The sequence below is a fragment of the Flavobacterium sp. RHBU_24 genome, from assembly GCF_046613695.1.
Classification (GTDB): Bacteria; Bacteroidota; Bacteroidia; order Flavobacteriales; family Flavobacteriaceae; genus Flavobacterium.
In genome coordinates this window covers 84,387-108,521 of record NZ_JBKJHD010000009.1, presented here as the reverse complement: position 1 = coordinate 108,521, position 24,135 = coordinate 84,387, and the positions used below count along the sequence as shown (strand labels likewise).

The window sequence follows — 24,135 nt, the reverse complement described above, 5'->3', positions numbered from 1 at the left end:
GCGCTTATTTTTTATTCGTATTTACGTTTCACAAACCATTTATCGTTTAGTGAAAGGCCTATAAAGATACTAAAATAATTTTCCTTTATCAGCCCGGCTGATGTAGTACCGCGCTGGCCGTACTCTGCACCAATGTTAAGGTTAGAGCCGCCTATGGTACCGCTTAGCGGCAGGCCAATGCCCAGGCTTACGCCCATATCGTTTATATCCTGGCCGTTTACAACAAGGCCTGTGTTTTCATACCGCAGCCCGCCCCTGTAGGTAATACGGCTCAGGTAGCTGGTGTATGAAAAATAATTAGGTATATAATAGCCGCCCACCGTTATTTTTTGGCCGTTTTTATACGACGATACCGAAACTCCATCAAAACGGTTAGAGAGCGCGCTGTTGCCCATGTGGGTATATTCTATACCGGCAAACCATTTGCGGGCAAGGCCAAAGCCGGTACCGGCGGTAATTTTCATCGGTATTTTATTATCTGCCGATATATTTGTGTATTCGCGGTCGTCAATTACGTTGAAGCTCCCGTCGGTACCTTCAAAAACGGTGGCAACCGTTCGCCTCGTGTTACCCCTTAATGTGGTTTCGGGTGTAAAGGTGGCACTGGTAGTCCAGGTATATTTTGAATTTACCGTAGTTTGGTAATAGGCGCCTATGTCTACCCCCAGGGCGTGGTACCTACTGGTATTTACTTCCCGGGTAGCATACTGCATGGGAAACTGGCTAACGGTATCACCGGGGGTTAATGGCTTTAAAGATATTGTTTGCTCAATAAGGCTTTGCGTTTCAATATCGCCAAAGTAATAACTTACGTTTGCGCCAATGCCAAAGTTTTTATTCACTTTGTAGGATGCCCCGCCATATACACGGTTAAGCCCGCCGCTGCCTAAAAACCTGGTAACTGTTGTTATGTCGCGGGTGGCATCAAGCTCTTCCTGCTCCGTGCGTTGTATCCGGTATCCGGTGGCTGTATAAGGCATTATGCCAAATGACACTGCTAATTTTTTAAATGGCAGGGCCATAGCCAGGTAATCTATAGAGGTGCGGCCGGCATCGGCGCTTTCGGCAGCTGTTTTAAGGGTAGTCCTGCTGTTAGTAGCACCCACGGTCCAGGTGGTTAACTTTAAAGCACTGTAAGTAGCCGGGTTTTGAAGATTTAAGTGGATACTATCGGGTAGTATGCCCAGTCCGCCCATGCTCCTGTTTTCTGCTGTTCCTTTAAACTTGGCATCGCCAATGCCGTAAAAGGAATAAGGAGAAGCATTGTTTTCCTGTGAGAATGCTATGGTAGAAAAAACAAGGCAAAGGCCGGCAATAATCTTTTTTATCATTTCAGGTTTGTAATAGTATATAAATATAATTGGTTCAGGCTTTCCAGCATGAAATTTGAATTGGCAAATATGGTGCTTTTTAATCTTTTAGCCAAAAAATCGGCATCGCCTCCGGTTAATATTACAGTTAACGGCTGATACTCTTTGCTGTAGGCATCTATAAATCCCTGTATTTCATACAACAGGCCGTTTACAGCTCCTACATGTATGCTCATCGCGGTAGCGTTGCCTATGTAACTTTGCGGCATTTCCGGATATAACAACGGAAGTTTTGCCGTAAAAGTGTGCATGGCATTATATCTTAACTGTAACCCCGGCGAAATAGCGCCGCCCAGATAGTTATCACCGGCATCTGTAAAATCGTAGGTAACGCAGGTGCCCGCATCTATAACGAGCCTGTTTTGCCCGGGGTGCCTTAGCACAGCACCCGCCGCCAGTACCATACGGTCTATGCCCAGCGTGTGCGGTGTGGCATACTTATTAATAAACGGGAACACCATTTCGTGGCTTACTTCGGTTACCTCAGTATGCTCCCTTAGCCATAATAACAGTGTGCTATCTTCTTTCCCTACTGTAGAAATGATGCTGTTTGCCAAGCCGGGGTAACGTACTATAATTTTTTCGGCCTCCGCCAAAGCCCCGCCTGGGCTAAAGGAAAACCGCTCCAGTAGTGCAGCACCCTCAAAAACAGCGGCTTTAATTTTTGTATTGCCTATATCAACAGCTAAGAGCATTTTTCCTTTATTGGTGGGGCAAAGATAGCAATTGATTTTTTTTAATAATTGTTTTGGATAATATAAAAATGCCCTTATATTTGCACCCGCTAACAAGTTCACGGAACGCCGCACGGCAAACGGGAATTTGTAAGCGAAATTAGAATGGTACCTTAGCTCAGTTGGTAGAGCAATGGACTGAAAATCCATGTGTCCCTGGTTCGATTCCTGGAGGTACCACAAACCCACTCAACGAGTGGGTTTTCTTTTTAAGAAGCCGCACATTGCGCGCAACTATATTTATTGCACGGTACCTTAGCTCAGTTGGTAGAGCAATGGACTGAAAATCCATGTGTCCCTGGTTCGATTCCTGGAGGTACCACAATAATAAAGCCTTTAGCAATTTAATATGCTAAAGGCTTTATTATTTAAAAAATACCTATTTATAGGTATTTTTTAAATAATAAAAAAATGTTAAAATTGTAAGCACTAAACCTCTGCTATATAGATGTTTAAATGTATACTTTTTTAAAGCACCAATTTATGAAACCTTCACTATTTATAGGTTCTTCTTCAAATTCTTTGTTTTTAGCAAAAAACATACAGAAAATACTAAGCCACGAATTAGAGATAAAGGTTTGGGATTCTATTAAGCCTAATGAATATTTTTTAGAAGCATTATATAAGGAATTGTTTTTCTCAGATTTTGGCCTTTTTATAATTTTTCCTGATGATAAAATTGAAAAAAAAGGGAGTCGTGGATATACTACGCGGGATAATGTAATATTTGAACTGGGAATGTTCGTTGGAGCTTTAGGGCTCAAGAGGGCCTACTTCCTAGTTATAGACGTTATCAAACCAGACATAAAATTTAATAAATTAAAGCTGCCAAGCGATTTGGACGGGATAAAGAGAGCCCACATGAAACTGGAATTTAATACTGATTTCTCTTTAAAAGAAAATGAGTTAAATAAGGCTTCAATAATTAATGCCTGCGAAAAAATAAAAGACCACATTTTAGACATTAACAGTAATATTTCTTTATCACTGCTGCCGTCAACACCTCTAGCTATAGGATATTTCAGAAATTTTATACTACCAGCCTGTTCTGAACTTTCTGCGAATGATAATTTTACAATTAATGACAATTCTTACGACCTGACAAAGGATATATTCGACTTTTATATTATAATTCCAAGTAAAGGTGTAAAACCTAGCCATCAGGCTTATAAAAAATTTGTCAAAAACAGAAACCTTATCCAGATAGACAGCTTATCTAAAAAAAGTCCAAGGAAATTTCCATTTTTTGTAAGTTCTGATATAATTGATGGGAGGATAAAGCTTTATGACCTACCTACTACCCTTAATTCATCTTTTGAAGCTATAAGGATGGCAATGCCGATTACAGCACCAAAGGGTGACATACAAAAACTTGAACTTAGAGAAACGTTTAATTTTAAACGCACTCTTGAACACCTACTATTAGAAGACGACTCGATAGAATTTAGAGATAATATACACATAATTGATATAAATGATTTGATTAATGATATCCAATAATAAAATTTTTATAGGGTTTGCAGGAAAAAGAGCTGTAAATGAATCAGATAATTTGATAATAGCTACCGGCCTGAATAACCTTTTTAGCCTTCTTAACTTACAATTTGAGAAAACTCATTTTCAGCTTATTAATGGATTGGCTGACGGGGCAGACCAATTAGCAGCAGAAACATTTATAAACACAAAATTAAACAGCGGGAATACCGGTTCTCTTACCTCGGTCTTAGCATTTAAAAAAAATGATTTCTTAAAAACTGTTGAGAATACAAAAAAATTTACAACTCTATATAATTATGCTAGCCAGGTGGCAGAACTTGACGGTAAATATATGGAGGGTGATATAGGAAAAAGATTTAGGGAAGAGGCGTATGCGCAACAGGGTAAGATACTGGCTTTATTTTCGGATATATTAATTGTAGCTACACGACTAGACAGCGAAGTTACTTCAAAAAGTTTTGACACTGCTTTATATGCACTACACAAAAAAAAGCCCGTTATATTTCTTAATCTTGATGACAGCCATTTTTATTTGTTTAAAGACCTGGCATCATTTACTATTGAGGATAAAAAACCATGCACGTTAAAGGTTATAACAGATTTTGTTAAATCGAAATTTTTATTTAAGCCAGGTGATTTAGAAAGCAATGAAATTAACCGTGATGTTTTTTTTAAGCTAAGGGCTCTTTTATGTAAGAGATATGAGCGTATGTTTTTACAGAGGAAAATAGTTGAACCCTCAGAACACAAAGCTGTTGATATAGATTTCAACAAACTCACACAGGAAATAAGTGCAATACGAAGTGATAAACGAAAAAGTTCTGGTATATACCAAACGCAATATAGGGGTGCTTATTTATTAAATTTTTTATTTGCACTGCTTGCAGTTTTTTTTGCTGTTATCACAATGCTAATTTATTCCCTTAAACATCATATTTCAGATGTATTAAACTCATGGAATTTGCCGGATTCATCTCATATACCCCTATATATAATTATTTTGGTGAGTGTTATTAAAATAGCTTTAATTACGGGCATTATAAAAAACACCAATCGGGTAAATAAGAATAAGTATAATAAAAAGGCTATCGAATACAGGTACATAGCCGAAAGATTGCGTGTAAACTATTATCTATCCTTTTTTGGTATACTTAAATCGCCGAATCCCGAATTAGGAAGCCATATTCAAAACTATATATCTCAATATTCCGGGGAAATTAATTATCAAACCTTAATTTCTTCTTTATCTCATAATCAGTTTAAAATTATTATAGACAAAACCCATTTACTAAACATTACCCGGTTTATTAATTCTGAATGGCTTTTGGGACAGATAAAATATCATGAAGAAGAGAAAAAGAGAATGTCGGTAATGCATTCGGGACTTGAAAAAATTGTAGAATTTATAAGTAAATCTGTACTGGTAGTTATAGCATTTGAGATAACTATAGTTACTATAAAAATTACAAATCACGATTTTGAACATATTGCAGGTATATTAAGCCCATTTATTTTAGGCATTATTATACTGGCACCGGCAATTGTTACAACTATTAACAGTATGATTTTTCAAACAGAGGCACGTCGTATAGCTTTCAGGTCGCAATTAGCTTTTGACCAGATTAAATCTATTTCTGACAAGCTACAGGAAAAAATTCAGGATATTGAACGCGAACCCGATAAAGGCAGCAGAGTGATAGAGATACTCGAACTAATTAATACAATGGCAGAAATGACAACAGATGAAGTGGCAGAATGGTCGATTTTATATGAAAAACCTATTTTAGAACAAGGCTAATAAAACTAACAGGAAATGAAAAACAGCATCCTCACATACAAAGAAAGCGTAATCCGTTCAATTATGCTTTCAGTAATTTTTTTCCTTACAATGGTAGTGCATTATATTTATAAAGCCGGTATTGGCGGATTACTGATTAAAACTTTCTCTGCGATGAAAACACCGTGGTTTGATATTGGTGATGCACTTTTAGCCATCATATTAGTTATCTTAATATTCATTTTAAGAACAAAAAAGGTTAAAATATCTAAAAGTATAAGTTATATAAGCTTACTCTTCAATGTAGTTTTAATTTCTGCCACACCGTTATGGGACGAGGGTAATATAATACTCATTATAGTAGGATTAATTGGCAATATTCTAATTTTTATTGCTACATATAATATCTGGATGCTAGTGATTAGCACTGCTTTTAAAAAAAGCTGGATTACCTTAAGTATTGTGGGGATGGGCGCCCAATTGGGTGTATATGTGGGAGCCTATATAGGTCAAGTAATGGTTGTAAATATTAAAGAGGAAATTCCGGCGTTAATAGGAGGTATGTATATAATTATTTTTCTTTTAATTACACGTTGCATTAAAAAATTTTCCTGTGAAGGAACAAAGTTTGATGGTTTCTATCCTGAAGAAGCACAAAAAGTCAATACTATTGAACAACAATTAAAAAAAGGCTTTAGCCCTTATATCAAAACTTTGTTATTTTTAATCTTAATAGGATCCGTTTTTGGAAGATCTATAAACTGGCTTGTACAGCAACAGGCTGATTACAAAAACACTATTGAGGAAGCAAGTGGGTTTTTAGCCGATTTTTACCAGTCAGGTGCTATATTATCAATTCTTTGCCAACTAATGATTACACCAATAGCCCTTAAATACCTAAAAGATAAGCGCGGTTTGATTTTGCAGCCAATTTTAGCAATATTGATTCCTGTTTTTCTACTGGCTAAAATAAATATATCAGTAAATATCATTTTTTTAATGATATTTACTGCATTTGATTACACATTATATAATTCTTTTAAAGAGAAGTTATGGCTGCATACTCCCCTTGTTAATAAAATTTATCATAAAGCAATTGCTGCACTCATAATCCCAAAAATAGCAGGAGTTTTAAATGCTTTGAGTATTCTTATAATAGCAGGGTATGATTATAGCATTTGGATAGCTTATATAATTATAATTTCTTTAATATGGTTATTTACAGTTATTTACACTGTTTATCTGAATGAAAATATAAATATAAATAGCGTAGAAGCAAAACCCACTATTAATGCGGTATAGTATTTTACAGCCTTATAATTGCCCGAAAATTAAGCAACGGGTTAAATAATCCTTTACCGTTTTATAAAGCTTTAATAAACAATTTGGCTATTAATTATTTAGCATTACCTTTGCACGCGTTTTAAGGCACACCGAATACGGGCTAACCCAAAGAAAAATACAGCATTATGAATATGAAAAAGATTGTTGAGTACCGCAAACTACTCGACGTTACTAAAACAGCAACACTAAAAGAGCTGAAAACAATTTACCGCAACAGCATGAAGGACCACCATCCTGATACTATTGCTGATGATGCGGAAAGGCTTGCTGCCGAAGAACGCAGCGCCGCTATTATAGAGGCCTACCACTTTTTAGTAAGCATAGCGCCTGAAACCCTTGAAAAAACTAAGGCAGAATACAATACCACTACAGCCACCCAGGCGATACACGATTTTCATTATGACAACCAGGTGCTGTACATCAACTTTGTGGATGGCCACAGCTACGAATACTTTGGCGTACCAAAGGCATTATACATTAAAATGGTAAATGCAGAGTCGCCCGCACGTTTTGCACGACGCAACATACACGGGGCATTTTTATACCGCAGCGCTGCCAAGATAGTAGCTGGAGAGGAATAAAGAAAATCCACATTACATACTAAACCCGCCCACGCAGCGGGTTTTTGTTTTTTAATGGAAAATGATTAACTTTAGGTTTTTGACACAAAACTTAGATAAATGCCGCACTACAAAGCCATTTTTCATATACCCGGAGGCACAGCATTACAAGCCCGCAACGGATATGTGCCCGATGCATTTTTTGAAGCCCTGCAACAACTTACACCTGCCGACCTGGTTGAGACCTATGAAGGCGGGTTTGTACTCTCTAACGAAATGCATGAGAAACTCAATATCCCAGGCGCGTTTTCAAGCTATGCCATTGCAGGCAGGAACGCTGTTGAAGCCAACCCTGAGAGCCCCGATTTTATTAGCGGGCTTATCGCATTCCTAAAAACTACTAACCATGCCCGCCCGCTCGAAGCGCACTATAACTACCAGGTTTTTATAATGGAATATATCGAGGAAACACCTGATGACGATTAGCTGAATAAAAAAGGTCGCTTAAACCAGCACCCTTTCACTATATTTTTGTTGCAGTGCCCTGCCAATACTCTTATCCCAATCCATCGGAAAAATATAGTCATCCAACGACTGTATGCCGGCCACTTCAGCGGCGGTACCGGTAAAGAAGGCACTGTCGGCGGTTTTTACCTCATCAGGGGTAGATAGTTTCACAATTACTTCAATATCGTTTTCTTTGGCCAGTTCAATTATGGTGTTGCGGGTAATGCCCGGCAGTATATTTCCCAACGGGCAGGTATAGAGCACGCCGTTTTTCTCGTAAAAAAAGTTGGCACCCGGCCCTTCGGCAATGTGACCGCTACTGTCCAGCAGCAGGGCTTCGTCGTAACCGCGGCGTTTGGCCTCGGTACTCGCCAGTATTGAGTTGGTATAATGCCCTACCGCCTTCGCTTCTATATGGCAGGATTTTGGGTTAGGCCGCTCAAATTTTGAGATACCGATGCGCAGCAGGCCGCTGCCCAGATACTTGCCCCACTCCCAGGCGCACATAAACAGGTTTGATTTCTCCACCGGCACCAGGCTCATATTCGGGTCCAGGAACAGTAGCGGACGGATATATGCATCGCCCATATTGTTCTTTTCAAGCAATTGGTAGGTTATGTCTGTAAACTCCTCCACCGTATGGTACACGGGAATATACATCAGCTCCGCCGATTTGATAAACCGTTCGTAATGTTCTTTTGCCTTGAATATTTTTACACCACCAGGCGTTTTATAGGAACGTATGCCCTCAAAAATACCATTACCGTAATGCATTGTCTGGTTGTACAGCGTTACCTGCGCACTGGCTGCGGGCAGCCACTCGCCGTTAAGGTATACAAGGGTATTATCGTTAAAGTAATTCATTAAATTATGGTTGAGCGGCCTAATGCCCTGTTATCGGTTCCTGAAACGGTTACCTCATCGGCAAGGATATAGCGGGTTATAAAATTACCCACATCCGCAGTGCTGTAGTTGCTGCCGGGGATGATATCTGATGTCGAAACTTCCTTATCAATACTCGCGGTAACCGCCTCTTTAATGGCATTTGCTTCTTCCAAAAGATTAAAATGCTCCAGCAGCATGGCCGCCGAAAGTATTGACGCTACCGGGTTGGCAATACCTTTACCTGCCGCCTGCGGGTACGACCCGTGTATGGGCTCAAACATAGCAAATTTGTTCCCCACCGATGCCGATGCCGCAAGCCCGATACTGCCTCCCAACACACTGGCTTCATCCGACAATATATCGCCAAACATGTTTTCGGTAAGCATTACGTCAAACTGGGCAGGGTTTAGTATCAGCTGCATAGCCGCATTGTCTACAAACAAGAAGTCGAGCGCTACATCAGGATAGGCTTTACTGATCTCGGTTACCACCCTGCGCCAAAGGCGCGATGTTTCCAGCACGTTTGCCTTGTCTACCAGGGTTAGTTTTTTGCGGCGGTTTTGCGCGGTTTTAAACGCCATGTGGGCAATGCGCTCTACTTCTTCCTGGCTATAGCTGCACAGGTCGGAAGCCGAAGTTTTATCGTCGCTTAGTGTCTTTTCGCCAAAGTAAATACCGCCGGTAAGTTCGCGGTAAATGGTAAGATCTACCCCGGCAATACGCTCAGGGCGTAGCGGACTTTGGTCGGCCAGCTTGGCATATATAGTTGTAGGGCGGATGTTAGCAAACAAGCCCAGTTCCTTACGCAGCTTTAGCAATCCCTGTTCCGGGCGTACGGGCGCATCGGGGTTGTTGTCATATTTTGGGTGGCCAATGGCACCAAACAATACCGCGTCGGTGGTTTTACACACGGTAAGTGTGGCTTCCGGCAGCGGGTCGTTAAATTCGTCTATGGCAATAGCGCCCACGGGGGCGGCATGGTATTCAAACTTATGGTCAAAACGCTGTGCTATGGCATCAAGCGTTTTAATGGCCTCGGCGGTTACTTCCGGCCCGATGCCGTCTCCGGATAAAACTGCAATTTTTAATTTCATAGCTGTGCGTGTTTTTTTTCAAATTCGGTTATGGCATCCAGCCTGCTCACTAAAAAGTCCATATCGTCATAGCCGTTCAGCAGGCATAATCTTTTATAGGGATCAATATCAAAATGCTCGCTTCCTCCAATAAAGGTTATCTTTTGTGCCTCAAGGTCCACGGTAACTGCCGTGGCAGGATCGCGGGTTACCTCCGCAAAAAGTTTCTTTAAAAATTCAGGGCTTACCTGTATCGGAAGCAATCCATTATTAAGCGAATTGCCTTTAAAAATATCTGCAAAATAGCTTGATACAATTACCTTAAACCCGTAACCGGCAAGCGCCCATGCGGCATGTTCGCGGCTCGACCCGCAGCCAAAATTATCGCCGGCCACGAGGATGGTGCCTTTATAAATGCCTTTGTTCAGGTTAAAATCAGGCACGGGGTTACCGGCCTTGTCGTACCGCCAGTCGCGGAAAAGGTTATCACCAAAACCCGCCTTATCGGTCGATTTTAAAAAACGCGCCGGGATAATCTGGTCGGTATCTACATTTTCAATCTCCAGAGGTACCACGGTATCGGTATACGAAACAAACTTCTCCATTAATTCAGGTTTTGGGTATAATCAATAATCTTTCCTTCAATAGCTATGGCGGCGGCGGTAAGCGGGCTGGCCAATATGGTGCGCGCGCCGGGGCCCTGCCTGCCCTCAAAGTTCCTGTTGCTTGTAGAAACGCAGTACTCGCCCGGGGGAATCTTATCTTCGTTCATGGCCAGGCACGCCGAACAGCCGGGTTCACGTATTTCAAAACCGGCATCGGTAAATATCTTCTCCAGGCCTTCTTCGGCGATTTGCTTTACCACCTGCTGTGAGCCGGGCACAATAAGCGCGGTGATGTTACCGGCCTTGGTCTTGCCTTTAATATAATCGGCTACCTGCCTGAAATCTTCAATACGGGAGTTGGTACAGCTGCCAATGAAAACATAGTTTATGGGTTGGCCCAAAAGGGAATCTTTACCCGTAAAGCCCATATAGGCCAATGCCTTTTCGGCAGAGGCATCGTCACTGTGGGGAATATTATCAGTAATCCTGATGCCCATCCCCGGATTAGTACCATAGGTAATCATCGGGGCTATGTCGGCGGCATCAATATGGTATTCTTTGTCAAATTCGGCGCCTTCATCGGTTTTAAGGCTGTTCCAGTATTTTTTCTTTGCTTCAAATGCTTCACCTTTCGGGGCAAACTCACGCCCTTGGATGTAATCATATGTAACCTGATCTGGAGCAATGAGTCCGCCACGGGCTCCCATCTCAATGCTCATGTTGCATACGGTCATGCGGCCTTCCATGGTCATTTCTTCAAATACATTGCCGGCGTATTCGCAAAAATACCCGGTGCCACTATTGGTACCCAACTTGGCAATAATATATAAGATAACATCCTTAGGGGTAACACCTTTTTTAAGGGTACCGTTAACGTTAACACGTAGTTTTTTAGGTTTCTCTATAAGCAGGCACTGGCTGGCAAACACTTGAGCTACCTGGCTGGTACCAATACCAAACGCAATAGTGCCAAACGCCCCGTGCGTACTGGTGTGGCTGTCGCCGCATACTATGGTCATGCCCGGCTGGGTAATGCCCAGTTCCGGTGCAATAACGTGTACAATGCCGTTATACGGATGCCCCAGGCCATAAAAAGTAATACCGTTCTTCTCGCAATTTTCAGTTAGCTGTTCTATCTGCCTGCGCGACATGTCGTCTTTTATAGGCAGGTGCTGGTCTTTAGTAGGCGTGTTATGGTCGGCCGTGGCAACAATACGCTCCGTACGGAATACCTTTAGGCCGCGCTCTTCCAGTTCGCTAAACGCCTGCGGGCTGGTAACCTCGTGTATCAGGTGCTTGTCTATATATAATACGCTGGGGCCGTTAGGTATCGATTCTACCACGTGCGCGTCCCATACTTTATCAAAAAGTGTCTTTTTCATTACAAATTAAATGTTTATCTCAAGCCTGGCTTTACTCATTTCTATCAAACGGTGCAGGTCGTCGTCTTTTACTTCCTTAGTGTTATCGGCAAGTTTAAGGAACTCCAGGTACACAATATCCAGGTCGTTCTTGGTAAGCTCATAGCCTACTTTCTTAGCACGGTACGCCAACGCAGAGCGTCCGCTACGGGCGGTAAGCACGATGCTCGACTCTGTAACCCCAATGTCTGACGGGTTAATGATCTCATACGTTTCGCGGTTTTTTATCACCCCGTCCTGGTGGATGCCGCTGCTGTGCGCAAAGGCATTATCGCCCACTATGGCTTTGTTGGCCTGCACAAACATACCCATTTCCTGCGATACCATTTTGCTCATGGCAAGCAGTTGCCGGGTCTTGATATTGGTGGTAAGGTTCAGGGCCGGGTGCTGACGCAATATCATTACGACTTCTTCCAAGGCAGTATTACCGGCGCGTTCGCCTATGCCGTTTATGGTGCATTCTATCTGGCGGGCACCGTTTATAACGCCCGAAATGGCATTGGCCGTAGCCAGGCCAAGGTCGTTATGGCAGTGGCATGAGAGCTTTACTTTCTCAATACCTACCACGTGCTCGGTAAGGTATTTTATCTTGGCGCCATATTCATCAGGCAGGCAGTAGCCTGTAGTATCGGGGATGTTAAGCACGGTTGCGCCTGCTTTTACGGCGGCGCTGCATACTTTAGCAAGGAAGGCATTATCAGTACGGCCGGCGTCTTCGGCGTAGAATTCTACATCCTCCACAAAGGTTTTGGCCAACTTAACCGCCTCAATGGCCTGCTCGATAATTTTATCGGGCGTAGAATTGAACTTATATTTTATATGCGATTCGCTGGTGCCGATACCCGTATGGATGCGCGGCTTTACGGCATATTTAAGGGCTTCGGCAGCAGTTTCTATATCTTTTTTAACAGCGCGGCTCAGCGCACACACGGTTGCGTTTTTTACCACTTTTGAAATTTCGGTAACCGACAGGAAGTCGCCGGGGCTTGATATGGGGAAACCGGCCTCGATAACATCCACACCCAGGCTATCCAGTGCTTCGGCTATTTTTAGCTTCTGCGCAGTATTCAGCTTACAGCCGGGAACCTGTTCTCCATCACGCAATGTGGTGTCGAAAATTTCTATCTTATTACTCATAGTCCAAAATTTATTATGCTAAAATAGTATTTTACAGGAGCGAGAAGGTATTACAAAAAAAGCTATTACGACATCAAAAACTTATTTTAAACATTTAAAATTATAATAATCAGTATTTTAAACACAAATAAATTACAATGCCTTAGCAAAATTTATTTACAATTATTGCTATTTTATTCCTGCATAATTACTATTTTTGGATACAGCACTTCGACGTAACACCATGAAAAACCGCAATATACTTACCGATAACCTCTGGGCACTCATAAAATCGCTTACGGCATCAGAAAAGCGTCAGTTCTCGGTATATGTAGGGCGTATTTCGGCCAATAGTGACAGTAAGTTCATAGCGCTTTTTAAAGTATTATCGCTGCAAAAAGAATATAACGAGGAGGCGATACTTAAAAGCACCGGCATCAGCAAGGAACAGTTGAGCAACGTTAAGGCCCACCTGTACAACCAGGTACTTACCAGCCTGCGGCTTAACCCCAGCAAACGCAACATTCCGCTGCAGTTGCGCGAGCAGTTTGATTTTGCCATGATACTGTACCGCAAGGGCCTTTACCAGCAATGCCTGAAACTATTAGATAAGGTAAAAACACAGGCCATAGCCTTTGAGGAAAAAAACATAGGCTATGAGATACTCGACCTGGAGAAGATTATTGAGAGCCAGTACATAACACGCAGCCGTAACAACCGCGCCGACCTTCTGATAGCCCAGACCAATGAACTTACCTACCTGAACAATATAGCCAGCCAGCTGAGCAACCTGGCGCTGGATATGTATAATACCTTCCTGAAAAATGGCTATGCCCGTACCGATGGGGAAACCCAGGCGGTATCAAAGCACTTTTTTAAAAACCTGCCCGATTTTGATGCCGAAAAACTGGGCTTCCGCGAAAAACTGTGGCTGTACCAGGCCTATTTATGGTACAGCTTTATCACCCAGGATTTTGTGGCCAGCTACCGCTATGCCATACGCTGGGTAGGCTTGTTTGAAAAGAACACCCACCTTATTGCCGTACACCCGGTGTTTTACATTAAGGGCAACCACTACGTGCTTGAATCGCTGTATTACCTGAACCGTGTGGCGCAGTTTGAGCAGGCGCTTGACCAGTTTGAGCACATAATGAGCAACGAGCAGATACCGGAAGATGATAATATCATTGTGCTGTCGTTCCTCTACATCTACTCTAACCGGCTGAATTTGCGCTTTATGAAAGCGGATTTTAGCGGCGGCGAAGAACTGCTGGACACCATACATAAAAAACTGGACCGCTATAAGGATAAGATAGACGAGCACCACATTATGGTGCTGTATTACAAGATAGCGTGCTACCATTTTGGCGCGGTAGAATATGCAAAATGCATCTTTTACCTGAAGAAAATCATCAACAGCAAGACCACCCAGATACGCGAAGACCTGATGTGTTTTGCGCACGTGCTTAACCTTGCCGCCCACTACCAGGCGGGGCTTGACTTCAGGTTGGAGGCTCTGGTGCGGTCTACCTATAACTTCCTGATAAAAATGAACGACCTGCACGAGGTGCAAAAGGCACTTATAGGTTTTTTGAGGAACATGTCTAACATTTCACCACTGCGCATTAAGGCTGAATTTAAAAAACTGCATGCCACGCTGAGCCTGCTGGAAAAGGATCCGTTTGAGCGACGCGCGTTCCTGTACCTCGACCTGCTTTCCTGGCTGGAAAGCAACATACAGGACAGGCCTATAGCACAGATTATGGCAGAGAAGTTAAAGAAGAACCAGCAAAGGCAATTATTATAATTACGATAGTTTAAGCTTTACTCATCATAATTATAGTTATTTTGACGGTTCAGGCTTTTCATTACCCTTCGCATCTTTTTTATTTTGAAGGAAGTTCAAAATATCATTTACACGGTTTTTCAAAAGGTCTTCATACAAAAGTTCGTCCTGCATGCTTTCACCCAGCTTACTGTCCATCATACTGGTGGCTTTGTCAGAGTTTTTAGACATGATTACCGATTGTGCTTCCTTTTTGCCCGTAGCCGCATCATACACCTTTATTTCAAACATGAGCAGGCCACCCTCAAAGGTTTTATCGTCTACCGCATGAGGTTTGAGCAGCATTATATCGCACACGGATACAAAGTACTTTACCTTTTTTACTGCAACCTGTTCCTTTTCTAAATCTTCTTTTAGCAGGTTCGCATAGAAAGCGTCAATAGAGTCGGGCTGGTGCGGGTAAGAATATGCGCCGGAATGATACCTCCATGTTTCTATTTCGTTAAACGGCTTTGGCGGGTAGGCGGTATCAATACGCTGCAGGTTGTACCCGTAGTCGTTTATCACGCCCTCATGCAGCTTTACGGCATTTTCATTATTATTAACCAGCATAAACTCCTCCTGTACAAAGCCTTTGGCAAATGGTATGGTTTCCATACCGGCCCGCGCCACAATTTCCTCTGTAGGTATGCTGTCGGCGGCAATGGTTTTTAGCTTTATTGTTTTAATATCGCCGGTAAGTTCGGGTATGGCATTTATTTTAGAAATAAGGCTGTCCATAAAAGGCTTGCTGTAGTAGCCGGCTATAATATCGCCACGCAGGCCTACATTTTGTTCAGACTCATTTTTTTGCTTTACGCAGGATACCAGTAGCAGTATATATACTAAACAGAATATTTTTTTCATTTTCTTTTTTAATTAATTTAAACCGCTACCTGTTATTGTAGTAGTCGCGGCCGCCTGTAAATGTTTTTTTAAGTTGAGAATTGTCGGGATCTTTATCGTCTTTTTTATTTTGCAGAAAATCCATAACCTTAATATTGCGGGACCGCAGCAGGTCGTCTAATAATACCATTTGCTTACCTTCCTTAACCACCGCCGAGGAAGTATCGGGTATCTCATCGGTGTTTTTACACATTAATACAGCCCTTCCTACCCTGGCGCCTGTTGCACGGTCATATACCTTAACTTCAGTTAGCAGCAAGCCTCCGTCAAACATATTATTTTCATGCACCTGTGGCATTCTCAGCCCTATGTCGCACACAGTAACCAGGTATTTAGCCCTGTTAAATTCGCCTTTTTCGGTTTCAAGTATCGATTTAAGCTCCTTAACCTCATCTTTTCGTATAGAGTCGAAGCTTTTCTCCGGCGCATACTCCCCGGCATGATACTTCCACAATTCCATTTCGGTAAACAACCATATATCAGCAGGGTCTATTTTCTTCACTCGGAAACCAAAGTCGTTATTACCGCGCTCCCATGTTGGGGAGGCATTCTTATCACTGGCAATTATTAAAAAAGTACTCCCCTGAGAGTCTGTAAAAGGTGTGCGCTCTGTATCTCCTATGCGGGCAAGCGTTTGCAGCAGTGCATAGTCGGTAGCTATAGTATCCAGGTGGGCCGCTTTAAAGTCGCCTTCCATTTCCGGTGTGGCATTTATTTTTGCTATAAGGGTATCCATAGCAGGTTTACGGTAAAATTGGGCCACCACGTTTCCGGGCAATTCGGTGTCTTTAGCCCAGTCCATGTTAGGCGGGTTTCGTTTACAGGATGCCAGTAATGTAATTGTAGCTAAAATGTATAGTATCCGCATGGTGCAATGTTAATTGGTTCATGACAAATATATATTTTTCCTACAAAAAAGCAATTTGAAAAAGTGGGTTTGTACGCAAAATGTTTGCCCGCTATATTTCACCTGTAAATAGTATATTCTCCTTAAGCCCGTTATTTTTCAACAGGTTAAAGTGCGACCGCACCGCAGCGTGGAAAGGATATGAGGTATAAGGCAGGTTGTTTTCGGCTGCATATTTTTTTATAATGGGTGTAATATAAGGATAGTACGTATGCCCTACCGCCGGGAACAGGTGGTGTGCCACGTGGTGCGTAAACCCTCCATATAAAAAATTAGCCAGTGGGCTATCTGTGCTAAAATCCTTAGTTACCAGCATTTGGTGCACCGCCCAGGTAGTACCCAGCTTGCCATTTTCATCTGCCTTCGGGAAATAAGCTTCCTCATCTACATGAGTGCTTACCAAAGCTATAACCGCAAGCATACTGCCAAACAGGTGCATGCACAGCCAGGCGGCCAGCACCATTTGCCACGGCTGGTTAAGTACGGCCATAGGCAGTACTACCATATACAGCACGTTGATAAGCTTGGTAGCAAAAAGCCGGTAGTATTCTTTTTTCGGGATGGTTACCACGCGCTTTACATAATTATCCTTTGTACCAAAAAAGTCTTTAAAGTCGCGGATAAAAAGCCAGTTGAGGCTATACAGCGGGTAAATGAGCCACATATAAATGTGCTGATAGCGGTGCACGTTAAACCAGGGGGCGTTAGGAAAAATACGCACCATATCGCTTTGCTTTACGTCGATGTCCCAGTCCTGCACATTAGGGTAAGCATGGTGCAGGCTTATGTGGCGGCGTATCCAGAGCCAGCGGTTACTGCCAAAGGCTTCGAGCACCCAGGTAAAGTTGTCGTTGTGTTTTGGCTTTTTAAACAATGCCCCGTGGGCGGCATCATGAAAGGCGTTTATAAACAGCACAATCATGGTAAACCCGCACAGTATATAAAACAGGAAAAGCAGCGGTGTGTTATTGCCAAATATGAGTATGCACGCGTAGAAAATAAAATATGCAGCGAGCAGCCCTATTGCCTTGGTTACGTTAAGCCGGTAAAGTTTGTTATTGTTCAGTACAGTTTCTTCTACCTCTTTGTGCATTTTGCGGAAAAAATCAGTTGCATCAGGCTTGAGGTAGCTCGGCCTTTTTAATTTTTCCATGATGATTGCTGATGATTGTGTGTTCCAAATTTAAGAAACACTTGTTAATACTTTAACAGTTTTAATAGACCTTTAACACATCATGTTTTATATTAAACCAGCCTGCACATTGCTCCCGTAGTCCCTTTGTAGTATCTTTAAACTTTAAATTTTCCACATGAATGAACTGCACCTCGAAACCAGCCCTTACCTTTTACAACACGCCGGCAACCCCATTTACTGGAAGGCCTGGAAGCCCGAAGTATTAGCCGAAGCCGTAAAACACGACAAGCTGATTATACTGAGCGTGGGCTATTCGGCCTGCCACTGGTGCCATGTTATGGAGCACGAAAGCTTTGAGGATAACGAGGTGGCCGCTTTGATGAACGAACATTATATATCGATAAAAGTAGACCGCGAGGAGCGCCCCGATGTAGATGCCACCTATATGAAAGCCGTGCAATTGATGACACGCCAGGGCGGCTGGCCCATGAATGTGGTACTACTGCCCGATGGCCGGCCGGTATGGGGCGGAACATACTTCCGTAAGGGGCAATGGATGGAAAGCCTGGCCCAGCTTGCCGAATTGTACCAAACCGACCGTGACCGTATGGAAGATTACGCCATTAAACTTTTGGACGGAATTAATTCGCTCTCATTGCTGCCTCCTAATGAAGAAGGGGCACTTCAGGACCCATCGCACATAAAGCCATTGGTAGAAAAGTGGGCAAAGAGTTTCGACTGGGATTTTGGCGGCTATGCCCGTGCGCCCAAGTTTATGATGCCTGACAATTACCTGTTCCTGCAACGCTACGGCTACCAGACCGGTACACAGGAGCTGCTGGATTTTACCGACCTCACCCTTACGCGCATGGCATGGGGCGGATTGTTTGACACTGTGGGCGGCGGCTTTTCCCGCTACTCGGTCGACCTGCACTGGCATGTGCCGCACTTTGAAAAGATGCTGTATGATAACGGCCAGCTCATGAGCCTGTATGCCGAGGGATATAAGCGCACCCAAAACCCGCTGTATAAAGAGGTAATGGAGAAAACGCACTTTTTTATCAGTACCGAACTCACTTCGCCTGAAGGTGGCTTTTACAGCGCGTGGGATGCCGACAGCCTTACGCTTACCGGCCATAAGGAAGAGGGCGCTTTTTATACCTGGGAGAAACAGGAGTTGAAAGATTTGCTGGGTAATGATTTCCCCCTGTTTAAAAAAGTATTTAACATTAACGAATTTGGCTTTTGGGAAAACGGGCAGTACGTACTCATCCAGACCAAAACCCTCGAAAAACTGGCTAAAGATTTTGGCCTACCCCCCGAAACGCTTTCTAAAAAAAAACAGGCCTGGGAAAAATTGCTCTATACTGAACGGGGAAAACGCAGCAAACCCGGCCTTGACGATAAGATACTCACCTCGTGGAACGCGTTGATGCTAAAGGGCTATACGGATGCGTATAAGGCTACTACTGATGCTGTTTATCTGGATGCCGCGCTGCAAAATGCCAATTTTATATGCAACAAACTTTGGGATGAGAGCGGCCGGTTATGGCGTACCTATAAAAACGGCGCTGCTAAAATAAACGGCTTTCTTGAAGATTATGCCCATACAGCCAATGCGTTTATTTCGCTGTACCAGTGCACACTGGATGAAAAATGGCTGCTGTATGCAAAACAGTTGGCCGACTATACTTTGGAACATTTTTATGACACCGAAAAGCAGTTCTTTGCCTATAATGAACTTGGAGGGTCGCAGCTGGTAGCGAAGCACTATGAAACTGAGGATAATGTAATCGCGGCATCAAACTCGGTTATCGCAAATGTGCTGTATAAGCTGAGCCTACTGTTTGATAATGCGCATTATGAAAAGGTAGCACTGCAAATGCTTTACCAGATGATTCCCGCAATGGATTACCCTTCGGCGTTTAGCAACTGGCTTAACCTTTGGCTGGATTTATCTGCCGATAACCGCGAGCTGGCCATATGTGGCGAGGATGCCATAGCTAATATAAAAGAAGTAAACAAAACCTACCTCCCGCACGTAATTACAGCAGGCAGTATTCGCGAAAGTGTAATCCCTTTTCTACAAAACCGCTTTGTTAAAAATAATTTAATGTTTTATGTTTGCCAAAATAAGGCGTGTAACTTGCCAAAATCGTCGCTTTTTGACGCCCTGCACGATTTAAAACTATAGATTTTGTTATGAAAGGATTTGATATTGATACTTTTTTAGAACGCCTTACCACTAACGTAGCCGACTATGTTCCTAATCTTATAGGCGGTATAGTAGTGCTTGTTATAGGCTTGCTGGTCATAAAATTTTTCAGGCGCTTTATGAACCGCTTACTTATAAGAAAGCCGGATATGGACCCCACGCTCATACAGTTCCTTAAAGATGTAGGTACCTGGGCACTGCGTATAGTACTGCTTATCGTTGTAATTAACCAGCTGGGCGTAGAAACCACGGCTTTTGCTGCTATGCTGGGTGCTGCTGGCCTGGCCATAGGCCTTTCGCTGCAGGGTTCGCTTAGTAACTTTGCAGGCGGAGTGCTTATTATAGTATTCAAGCCTTTTCGCGTAGGCGAATATGTAGAGGTGCAGGGAGAAGGTGGCACGGTAAATGAAATCCAGATATTATATACACGCTTATTAACACCAAACAACCAGGTGGTATATATACCAAATGGTGCGTTAGCAAACGGCAACATCAAAAATTTTTCGCGGGAGCCGCTACGCAAGGAAGAGCTTATTTTTGGGGTGGCCTACGGCAGTAACCTTAAAAAGGTAAAAGAGGTAATAAACAGGGTGCTGGAAAATGATGACAAGGTGCTTAAAGATCCTGCCCCTGTTATCCGGGTAAAAACGCTGGGAGACAGTTCAGTAAATTTCCAGGTGTTATTATGGGCTACTAACGAAAACTTTTGGCAAATGCTTTCTGATGTAAAAGAAGCCGTTAAAAATGAGTTTGATAAAGAAGGCATCGAAATCCCGTTCCCGCAGCGCGATATCAACCACAGGTATCCTGATAAGGGTATTGAAAGTGCTGTAGAGTAACCCCCGTTATTTACCCGCAATAAAATCCTTAAGGTAAAAAGGCTCAAAATAAGCAACATCTACCGTGTCGCTTACCTGATATTTGGCATATGATAACGCCCCCATTTCCGCAGCGGAAGGATACAGCACATCGGCGTGGTGCCGTATTTTACCATCCGGCAGTATACCAATGCATTTGGCAGCACCATCGCCCATAATGTGGATAGGCACACTAATTTCATTAAAAGATTCTTCTGTAATTATTTCTGCTTTAGTATCACGGATTTTATTATAATCCGTATCATACACTGCTGTGTATGCCTCCATGCGGCGGGCATCAATAAGGGGGATGATAACGCCGGTATTTATCGTTATTTTACGGGCAAGGAGTTCTAGTGTATCTATGGCAATAAGAGGGATGGCCAGCGCATAACACAGCCCTTTGGCAGCCGAAACACCTATGCGCAACCCTGTATAAGAACCGGGACCCTGGCTTACCGCCACGGCATCAAGGTCTTCTATAGATATATCTGCCTGTTTAAGTACATCGCCAATAAACACGTGCAACTTTTCGGCATGGGCATAGCCTTCGCCGGCATATTCCTTTAGCGCCACGGTTTCACCTCCTTTAGCTATTGAAACGGAGCAGTTCCTGGTTGCCGTTTCAATATTTAAAATATATGCCATGCTATTTTTTAGCTTCCTTGCCTTTTGCGTTAACCTTATCGCCCGCGTTCAGTTCTTTGGTTACGGTAGTATAAGGCCCCGTTATTACTTCATCGCCGGGCTTAAGGCCGGTAAGTACTTCTATGTTAGTATCATCCTGAATGCCTGTAGTTATGGGGCGTAGCACCGCTTTATCCCCCCGCTTAACATACACGCACTCGTATTTCTTTTCTACCTTACCGGTTTCTTTCTCTTTTTCCTTTTGCTCCAGTTCGGCTACAGGGTCTACCTTAGCACCGGTAGTATCTGTTTTTATAACCACCGCGCTAATGGGCACGGCAAGTATACCTGATTTTTTATTGGTAATAATGTCTACCGTTGCGGTCATGCCCGGCCTGAATGGCGAATAGTTAGACGGCTTGCCCTGTAGCATATCTTCATATGACTCTTTTAAAATACGCACCTTTACCTTAAAGTTTGTCACCTGGTCGGCGGTAAGCTCGCTACTTGCCGAGTTAGATATGCTGGTAACTGTGCCCTTAAACTTGCGCTTCAGATAGGCATCCACCTCTATTTCGGCATCGTTGCCTACCTGCACTTTTACAATATCATTTTCGTTTACGTCTACCTCTACCTCCATATTGTTAAGGTTGGCCACACGTAAAATTTCAGTACCCGTCATCTGTTGGGTGCCCACTACCCTTTCGCCAAGTTCAGTATCAAGCTTAGATATAGTACCGTCTACAGGAGAGTATATGGTGGTACGGTTAAGGTTATCGCGTGCCTCGGTAACGCTGGCACCGGCGCTCTGCACCTGGAAGTATGCCGATTGCTTACTGGCCTGTGCCACTTCATAAGCTGACACTATCTTATCCCATTCCGATTTTGAGATAACCCCTTTATCAAATAATGTTTTGTTACGGTCGTAGTTTGCCTTAGCCTCCTTAAGCTGTGCCTCGCTTTGGCTCAGCCCCGCCTTGGCGGTACTCATGGAAGCCGAGCTGCGGCTCACGCCCGACTCATATAAATCGGGGTTGATGCGCACCAGCAGCTGGCCTTTTTTAATGGCCTGGCCCTCCTTAATAGGCAGCTCTATAATTTCCCCTGAAACCTCCGACGATATTTTTACCTCTACCTCAGGCTGTATTTTGCCCGTGGCCGAAACGGATTCTGTGAGGGTAATTTTATTGGCAACGGCAATTTCTACTTCCTTGCCTTCATCTTTTTTGCCTATGGCACCGGTTTGCTTTAATACAACAAGCGCGATTATCAGCACAACAGCGCCGCCTAATAGATAATAAATAGTCTTTTTTGACATAATTACTTTTTTTCAGTTATCTGGGAAATGGGTATACCAAAATAAAATTCAAGAATCTTAACCTTAAAGATAAAGTCATACTTACTGCGCAGCAATTCGCTTTGCGCATTTACAAAAAGCGTTTGTGTCTGGTTAAAGTCAAACACGTTTATAAGCCCTACATTGTAGCGCTCGCGGGCATAGTTCATAGCCCCTTCGCGCGCGGCAACGGTAGCCTTTGCTGCCTCGTAGGTATTCCAGGCGCCCTGTGCATCGGTATAGGCTTTATACACATTCTGCTCCAGGTCTAATTCCTGCTGCTGCAGTGTTATCTTAGTACGGTCAAGCGCTATTTTAGCGCGCTCTACACCATTGCGCGCCGAAAAACCATTAAAAATAGGAACATTGATTGACAATCCGAAAGAGTGCCCTTTGTTTTGGTCAAACTGGTCTAATATGGGCTCCCTTCTTCCTAATATTGGCGCGAAGTTGTTCTGAAGCACCGCCTGGTTGGTACCGTCTACATAACCCACTACGGTTGTAGGGTTTTCCAAATTTGGCCCGTAGCCTATAATCCTGTCAGAATAAGCTGCGCGGGTTGTAAAACTGTAAAAACCCTGTAACGAAGGCTGGTAAGCCCCTTTAGCTATTTTTACATCTTTTTCGGCTACAGCTACGTTAGCCTGCGCTACCTTTATTTCGGTACGCTGCTCTTTTGCCTTGTCATAAATCTCGGCGGCGTTGCGCAGCAGTACCCCTGTTTCATCAGTAGGGTAATCGCTGTCATCGGTATCAAAATCCTGAAAGTCTTCCAGCTGCATCATTTGTGCCAGGCTGAGTTTAGATATCAGTAGGGTATTTTGCGCCGCTATCTTGTTTTGGTTGTCGGTAGCCACGGTAGCCTGTACATCCAGCAGGTCGCCCTTTGGCACGTTGCCGGCATCTACCAGTTGCTGCGTACGGGTTAGCTGCTGCTGGTCATAGGCCAGCTGCTGTTCCTGCACTTTCAGGTTTTCTTTATTAAACAGTATCTGTAGGTAAGCATTTGCTACATTAAGCGCCACGTCTTCCTTCATCTTTGTAAGCTGGTACTGCGCGGCCACGGCAGCAAGGCGTGCCCGGCTAAAACGGTTCTGGTTTTGCAGGCCGTTATAAATATCAAAGCCCACATTTGCGCCCACAGATGTAAACTGGGTGGTCTGGTTTTGAAGCAAACCTGTGGTAATATTCTGGTTAAGTCCTATATTCCACGAGTGCGAGCCCTGCGCGTTTACTGTAGGAAAAAAGGCCATTCGCGCATCGCTGGTACTCACGGCAGCCGTTTGCACATCCAGGTCGGTAAGCTTTATCTGGATATTGTTTTTCAACGCATATTCCACACATTCCTTAAGGCTCCACTTTTTTTGCTGTGCCGCCACACTTAGCGAAAGCAGGGCAACCGCAAGGGTTAATAGTATGCTTATTGTGTTCTTCATAA

21 protein-coding genes and 2 tRNA genes are annotated in these 24,135 nt (G+C 43.3%); 10 read left to right on the top strand and 13 right to left on the bottom strand.

What is annotated here, in order from left to right:
• Positions 1-11: 11 nt before the first annotated feature.
• Both ACLI09_RS10785 and ACLI09_RS10780 read right to left on the bottom strand, forming a co-directional pair.
• Positions 12-1,331, bottom strand: a complete 1,320-nt coding sequence (locus ACLI09_RS10785; protein ID WP_411419628.1) for a hypothetical protein — start codon at positions 1,329-1,331, stop codon at positions 12-14.
• Positions 1,328-2,065, bottom strand: coding sequence for a type III pantothenate kinase (locus tag ACLI09_RS10780; RefSeq protein ID WP_411419627.1), 738 nt, complete (start codon positions 2,063-2,065; stop codon positions 1,328-1,330). The genes ACLI09_RS10785 and ACLI09_RS10780 overlap by 4 nt, the downstream gene beginning before the upstream one ends.
• A gap of 146 nt (positions 2,066-2,211) precedes the next feature.
• Between ACLI09_RS10780 and ACLI09_RS10775 the strand changes: the two genes are divergently transcribed.
• The 7 genes from ACLI09_RS10775 (at position 2,212) to ACLI09_RS10745 (ending at position 7,768) form a co-directional block, all read left to right on the top strand.
• Positions 2,212-2,284: transfer RNA gene (locus ACLI09_RS10775), tRNA-Phe, on the top strand.
• Positions 2,285-2,353: 69 nt separating this feature from the next.
• Positions 2,354-2,426 (top strand) — tRNA-Phe (locus tag ACLI09_RS10770).
• A 161-nt stretch (positions 2,427-2,587) separates the two neighbouring features.
• Positions 2,588-3,604, top strand: coding sequence for an STING domain-containing protein (locus tag ACLI09_RS10765; protein WP_411419626.1), 1,017 nt, complete (start codon positions 2,588-2,590; stop codon positions 3,602-3,604).
• Complete coding sequence (locus tag ACLI09_RS10760; protein ID WP_411419625.1) at positions 3,591-5,399, top strand: hypothetical protein; 1,809 nt, start codon at positions 3,591-3,593, stop codon at positions 5,397-5,399. Before ACLI09_RS10765 ends, ACLI09_RS10760 begins: the two co-directional genes overlap by 14 nt.
• A 15-nt stretch (positions 5,400-5,414) precedes the next feature.
• Complete coding sequence (locus ACLI09_RS10755) at positions 5,415-6,680, top strand: hypothetical protein (protein ID WP_411419624.1); 1,266 nt, start codon at positions 5,415-5,417, stop codon at positions 6,678-6,680.
• A gap of 173 nt (positions 6,681-6,853) precedes the next feature.
• On the top strand, positions 6,854-7,303 hold the full coding sequence (locus tag ACLI09_RS10750) for a KTSC domain-containing protein (RefSeq protein WP_411419623.1): 450 nt from the start codon (positions 6,854-6,856) through the stop codon (positions 7,301-7,303).
• A gap of 99 nt (positions 7,304-7,402) precedes the next feature.
• Positions 7,403-7,768 (top strand): hypothetical protein, encoded by a 366-nt coding sequence (locus ACLI09_RS10745; protein WP_411419622.1) that lies wholly within the window; start codon positions 7,403-7,405, stop codon positions 7,766-7,768.
• Between the two features lie 18 nt (positions 7,769-7,786).
• Here ACLI09_RS10745 and ACLI09_RS10740 read toward each other — a convergent pair whose 3' ends face one another.
• The 5 genes from ACLI09_RS10740 to ACLI09_RS10720 are packed head-to-tail and all read right to left on the bottom strand — an operon-like array spanning position 7,787 to position 12,910.
• The gene (locus ACLI09_RS10740; protein ID WP_411419621.1) at positions 7,787-8,653 is read right to left on the bottom strand and encodes a branched-chain amino acid transaminase; all 867 of its coding nucleotides are present in this window, start codon (positions 8,651-8,653) and stop codon (positions 7,787-7,789) included.
• Complete coding sequence (gene leuB, locus ACLI09_RS10735) at positions 8,653-9,768, bottom strand: 3-isopropylmalate dehydrogenase (protein WP_411419620.1); 1,116 nt, start codon at positions 9,766-9,768, stop codon at positions 8,653-8,655. Before leuB ends, ACLI09_RS10740 begins: the two co-directional genes overlap by 1 nt.
• A complete protein-coding gene (gene leuD, locus ACLI09_RS10730) occupies positions 9,765-10,352 on the bottom strand; it encodes a 3-isopropylmalate dehydratase small subunit (protein WP_411419619.1) in 588 nt (195 codons plus the stop codon). The genes leuB and leuD overlap by 4 nt, the downstream gene beginning before the upstream one ends.
• A complete protein-coding gene (gene leuC / locus ACLI09_RS10725) occupies positions 10,352-11,734 on the bottom strand; it encodes a 3-isopropylmalate dehydratase large subunit (RefSeq protein WP_411419618.1) in 1,383 nt (460 codons plus the stop codon). The genes leuD and leuC overlap by 1 nt, the downstream gene beginning before the upstream one ends.
• A gap of 6 nt (positions 11,735-11,740) precedes the next feature.
• Positions 11,741-12,910, bottom strand: a complete 1,170-nt coding sequence (locus ACLI09_RS10720) for a 2-isopropylmalate synthase (RefSeq protein ID WP_411419617.1) — start codon at positions 12,908-12,910, stop codon at positions 11,741-11,743.
• A 223-nt stretch (positions 12,911-13,133) separates the two neighbouring features.
• Between ACLI09_RS10720 and ACLI09_RS10715 the strand changes: the two genes are divergently transcribed.
• Positions 13,134-14,696: a hypothetical protein gene (locus ACLI09_RS10715; RefSeq protein ID WP_411419616.1), complete on the top strand. Its 1,563-nt coding sequence runs from the start codon at positions 13,134-13,136 to the stop codon at positions 14,694-14,696.
• 36 nt (positions 14,697-14,732) lie between these two features.
• Here ACLI09_RS10715 and ACLI09_RS10710 read toward each other — a convergent pair whose 3' ends face one another.
• The 3 genes from ACLI09_RS10710 to ACLI09_RS10700 form a co-directional block, all read right to left on the bottom strand.
• Positions 14,733-15,581, bottom strand: coding sequence for a hypothetical protein (locus ACLI09_RS10710; RefSeq protein ID WP_411419615.1), 849 nt, complete (start codon positions 15,579-15,581; stop codon positions 14,733-14,735).
• A 25-nt stretch (positions 15,582-15,606) separates the two neighbouring features.
• The gene (locus tag ACLI09_RS10705; protein WP_411419614.1) at positions 15,607-16,422 is read right to left on the bottom strand and encodes a hypothetical protein; all 816 of its coding nucleotides are present in this window, start codon (positions 16,420-16,422) and stop codon (positions 15,607-15,609) included.
• A gap of 157 nt (positions 16,423-16,579) precedes the next feature.
• Positions 16,580-17,680, bottom strand: coding sequence for a fatty acid desaturase family protein (locus ACLI09_RS10700; protein WP_411419613.1), 1,101 nt, complete (start codon positions 17,678-17,680; stop codon positions 16,580-16,582).
• A 157-nt stretch (positions 17,681-17,837) separates the two neighbouring features.
• Here ACLI09_RS10700 and ACLI09_RS10695 point away from each other — a divergent pair, with 157 nt between their 5' ends.
• Both ACLI09_RS10695 and ACLI09_RS10690 read left to right on the top strand, forming a co-directional pair.
• Positions 17,838-19,856, top strand: a complete 2,019-nt coding sequence (locus ACLI09_RS10695; protein WP_411419612.1) for a thioredoxin domain-containing protein — start codon at positions 17,838-17,840, stop codon at positions 19,854-19,856.
• An 8-nt stretch (positions 19,857-19,864) separates the two neighbouring features.
• Complete coding sequence (locus tag ACLI09_RS10690; RefSeq protein ID WP_411419611.1) at positions 19,865-20,716, top strand: mechanosensitive ion channel family protein; 852 nt, start codon at positions 19,865-19,867, stop codon at positions 20,714-20,716.
• 6 nt (positions 20,717-20,722) lie between these two features.
• On the opposite strand, the gene tsaB is transcribed toward ACLI09_RS10690, so the two are convergent.
• From tsaB to ACLI09_RS10675, 3 genes are read right to left on the bottom strand one after another with little or no spacing between them, the layout of a single operon-like run.
• Positions 20,723-21,382 (bottom strand): tRNA (adenosine(37)-N6)-threonylcarbamoyltransferase complex dimerization subunit type 1 TsaB, encoded by a 660-nt coding sequence (gene tsaB, locus ACLI09_RS10685; RefSeq protein WP_411419610.1) that lies wholly within the window; start codon positions 21,380-21,382, stop codon positions 20,723-20,725.
• A gap of 1 nt (position 21,383) precedes the next feature.
• Complete coding sequence (locus ACLI09_RS10680; protein ID WP_411419609.1) at positions 21,384-22,679, bottom strand: efflux RND transporter periplasmic adaptor subunit; 1,296 nt, start codon at positions 22,677-22,679, stop codon at positions 21,384-21,386.
• Positions 22,680-22,681: 2 nt separating this feature from the next.
• Positions 22,682-24,133, bottom strand: coding sequence for a TolC family protein (locus ACLI09_RS10675; RefSeq protein ID WP_411419608.1), 1,452 nt, complete (start codon positions 24,131-24,133; stop codon positions 22,682-22,684).
• Positions 24,134-24,135 lie beyond the last annotated feature (2 nt).

Excerpts from the sequence above, each read along its gene's own strand:
- leuD (WP_411419619.1), bottom strand. The coding sequence starts at position 10,352 with ATGGAGAAGTTTGTTTCGTATACCGATACCGTGGTACCTCTGGAGATT.
- ACLI09_RS10755 (WP_411419624.1), top strand. The coding sequence starts at position 5,415 with ATGAAAAACAGCATCCTCACATACAAAGAAAGCGTAATCCGTTCAATT.
- ACLI09_RS10720 (WP_411419617.1), bottom strand. The coding sequence starts at position 12,910 with ATGAGTAATAAGATAGAAATTTTCGACACCACATTGCGTGATGGAGAA.
- ACLI09_RS10710 (WP_411419615.1), bottom strand. The coding sequence starts at position 15,581 with ATGAAAAAAATATTCTGTTTAGTATATATACTGCTACTGGTATCCTGC.
- leuB (WP_411419620.1), bottom strand. The coding sequence starts at position 9,768 with ATGAAATTAAAAATTGCAGTTTTATCCGGAGACGGCATCGGGCCGGAA.
- ACLI09_RS10740 (WP_411419621.1), bottom strand. The coding sequence starts at position 8,653 with ATGAATTACTTTAACGATAATACCCTTGTATACCTTAACGGCGAGTGG.
- ACLI09_RS10765 (WP_411419626.1), top strand. The coding sequence starts at position 2,588 with ATGAAACCTTCACTATTTATAGGTTCTTCTTCAAATTCTTTGTTTTTA.
- ACLI09_RS10690 (WP_411419611.1), top strand. The coding sequence starts at position 19,865 with ATGAAAGGATTTGATATTGATACTTTTTTAGAACGCCTTACCACTAAC.
- ACLI09_RS10680 (WP_411419609.1), bottom strand. The coding sequence starts at position 22,679 with ATGTCAAAAAAGACTATTTATTATCTATTAGGCGGCGCTGTTGTGCTG.
- ACLI09_RS10700 (WP_411419613.1), bottom strand. The coding sequence starts at position 17,680 with ATGGAAAAATTAAAAAGGCCGAGCTACCTCAAGCCTGATGCAACTGAT.
- ACLI09_RS10760 (WP_411419625.1), top strand. The coding sequence starts at position 3,591 with ATGATATCCAATAATAAAATTTTTATAGGGTTTGCAGGAAAAAGAGCT.
- ACLI09_RS10785 (WP_411419628.1), bottom strand. The coding sequence starts at position 1,331 with ATGATAAAAAAGATTATTGCCGGCCTTTGCCTTGTTTTTTCTACCATA.
- ACLI09_RS10745 (WP_411419622.1), top strand. The coding sequence starts at position 7,403 with ATGCCGCACTACAAAGCCATTTTTCATATACCCGGAGGCACAGCATTA.
- ACLI09_RS10695 (WP_411419612.1), top strand. The coding sequence starts at position 17,838 with ATGAATGAACTGCACCTCGAAACCAGCCCTTACCTTTTACAACACGCC.
- ACLI09_RS10750 (WP_411419623.1), top strand. The coding sequence starts at position 6,854 with ATGAAAAAGATTGTTGAGTACCGCAAACTACTCGACGTTACTAAAACA.
- leuC (WP_411419618.1), bottom strand. The coding sequence starts at position 11,734 with ATGAAAAAGACACTTTTTGATAAAGTATGGGACGCGCACGTGGTAGAA.
- ACLI09_RS10705 (WP_411419614.1), bottom strand. The coding sequence starts at position 16,422 with ATGGACTGGGCTAAAGACACCGAATTGCCCGGAAACGTGGTGGCCCAA.
- ACLI09_RS10675 (WP_411419608.1), bottom strand. The coding sequence starts at position 24,133 with ATGAAGAACACAATAAGCATACTATTAACCCTTGCGGTTGCCCTGCTT.
- ACLI09_RS10715 (WP_411419616.1), top strand. The coding sequence starts at position 13,134 with ATGAAAAACCGCAATATACTTACCGATAACCTCTGGGCACTCATAAAA.
- ACLI09_RS10780 (WP_411419627.1), bottom strand. The coding sequence starts at position 2,065 with ATGCTCTTAGCTGTTGATATAGGCAATACAAAAATTAAAGCCGCTGTT.
- tsaB (WP_411419610.1), bottom strand. The coding sequence starts at position 21,382 with ATGGCATATATTTTAAATATTGAAACGGCAACCAGGAACTGCTCCGTT.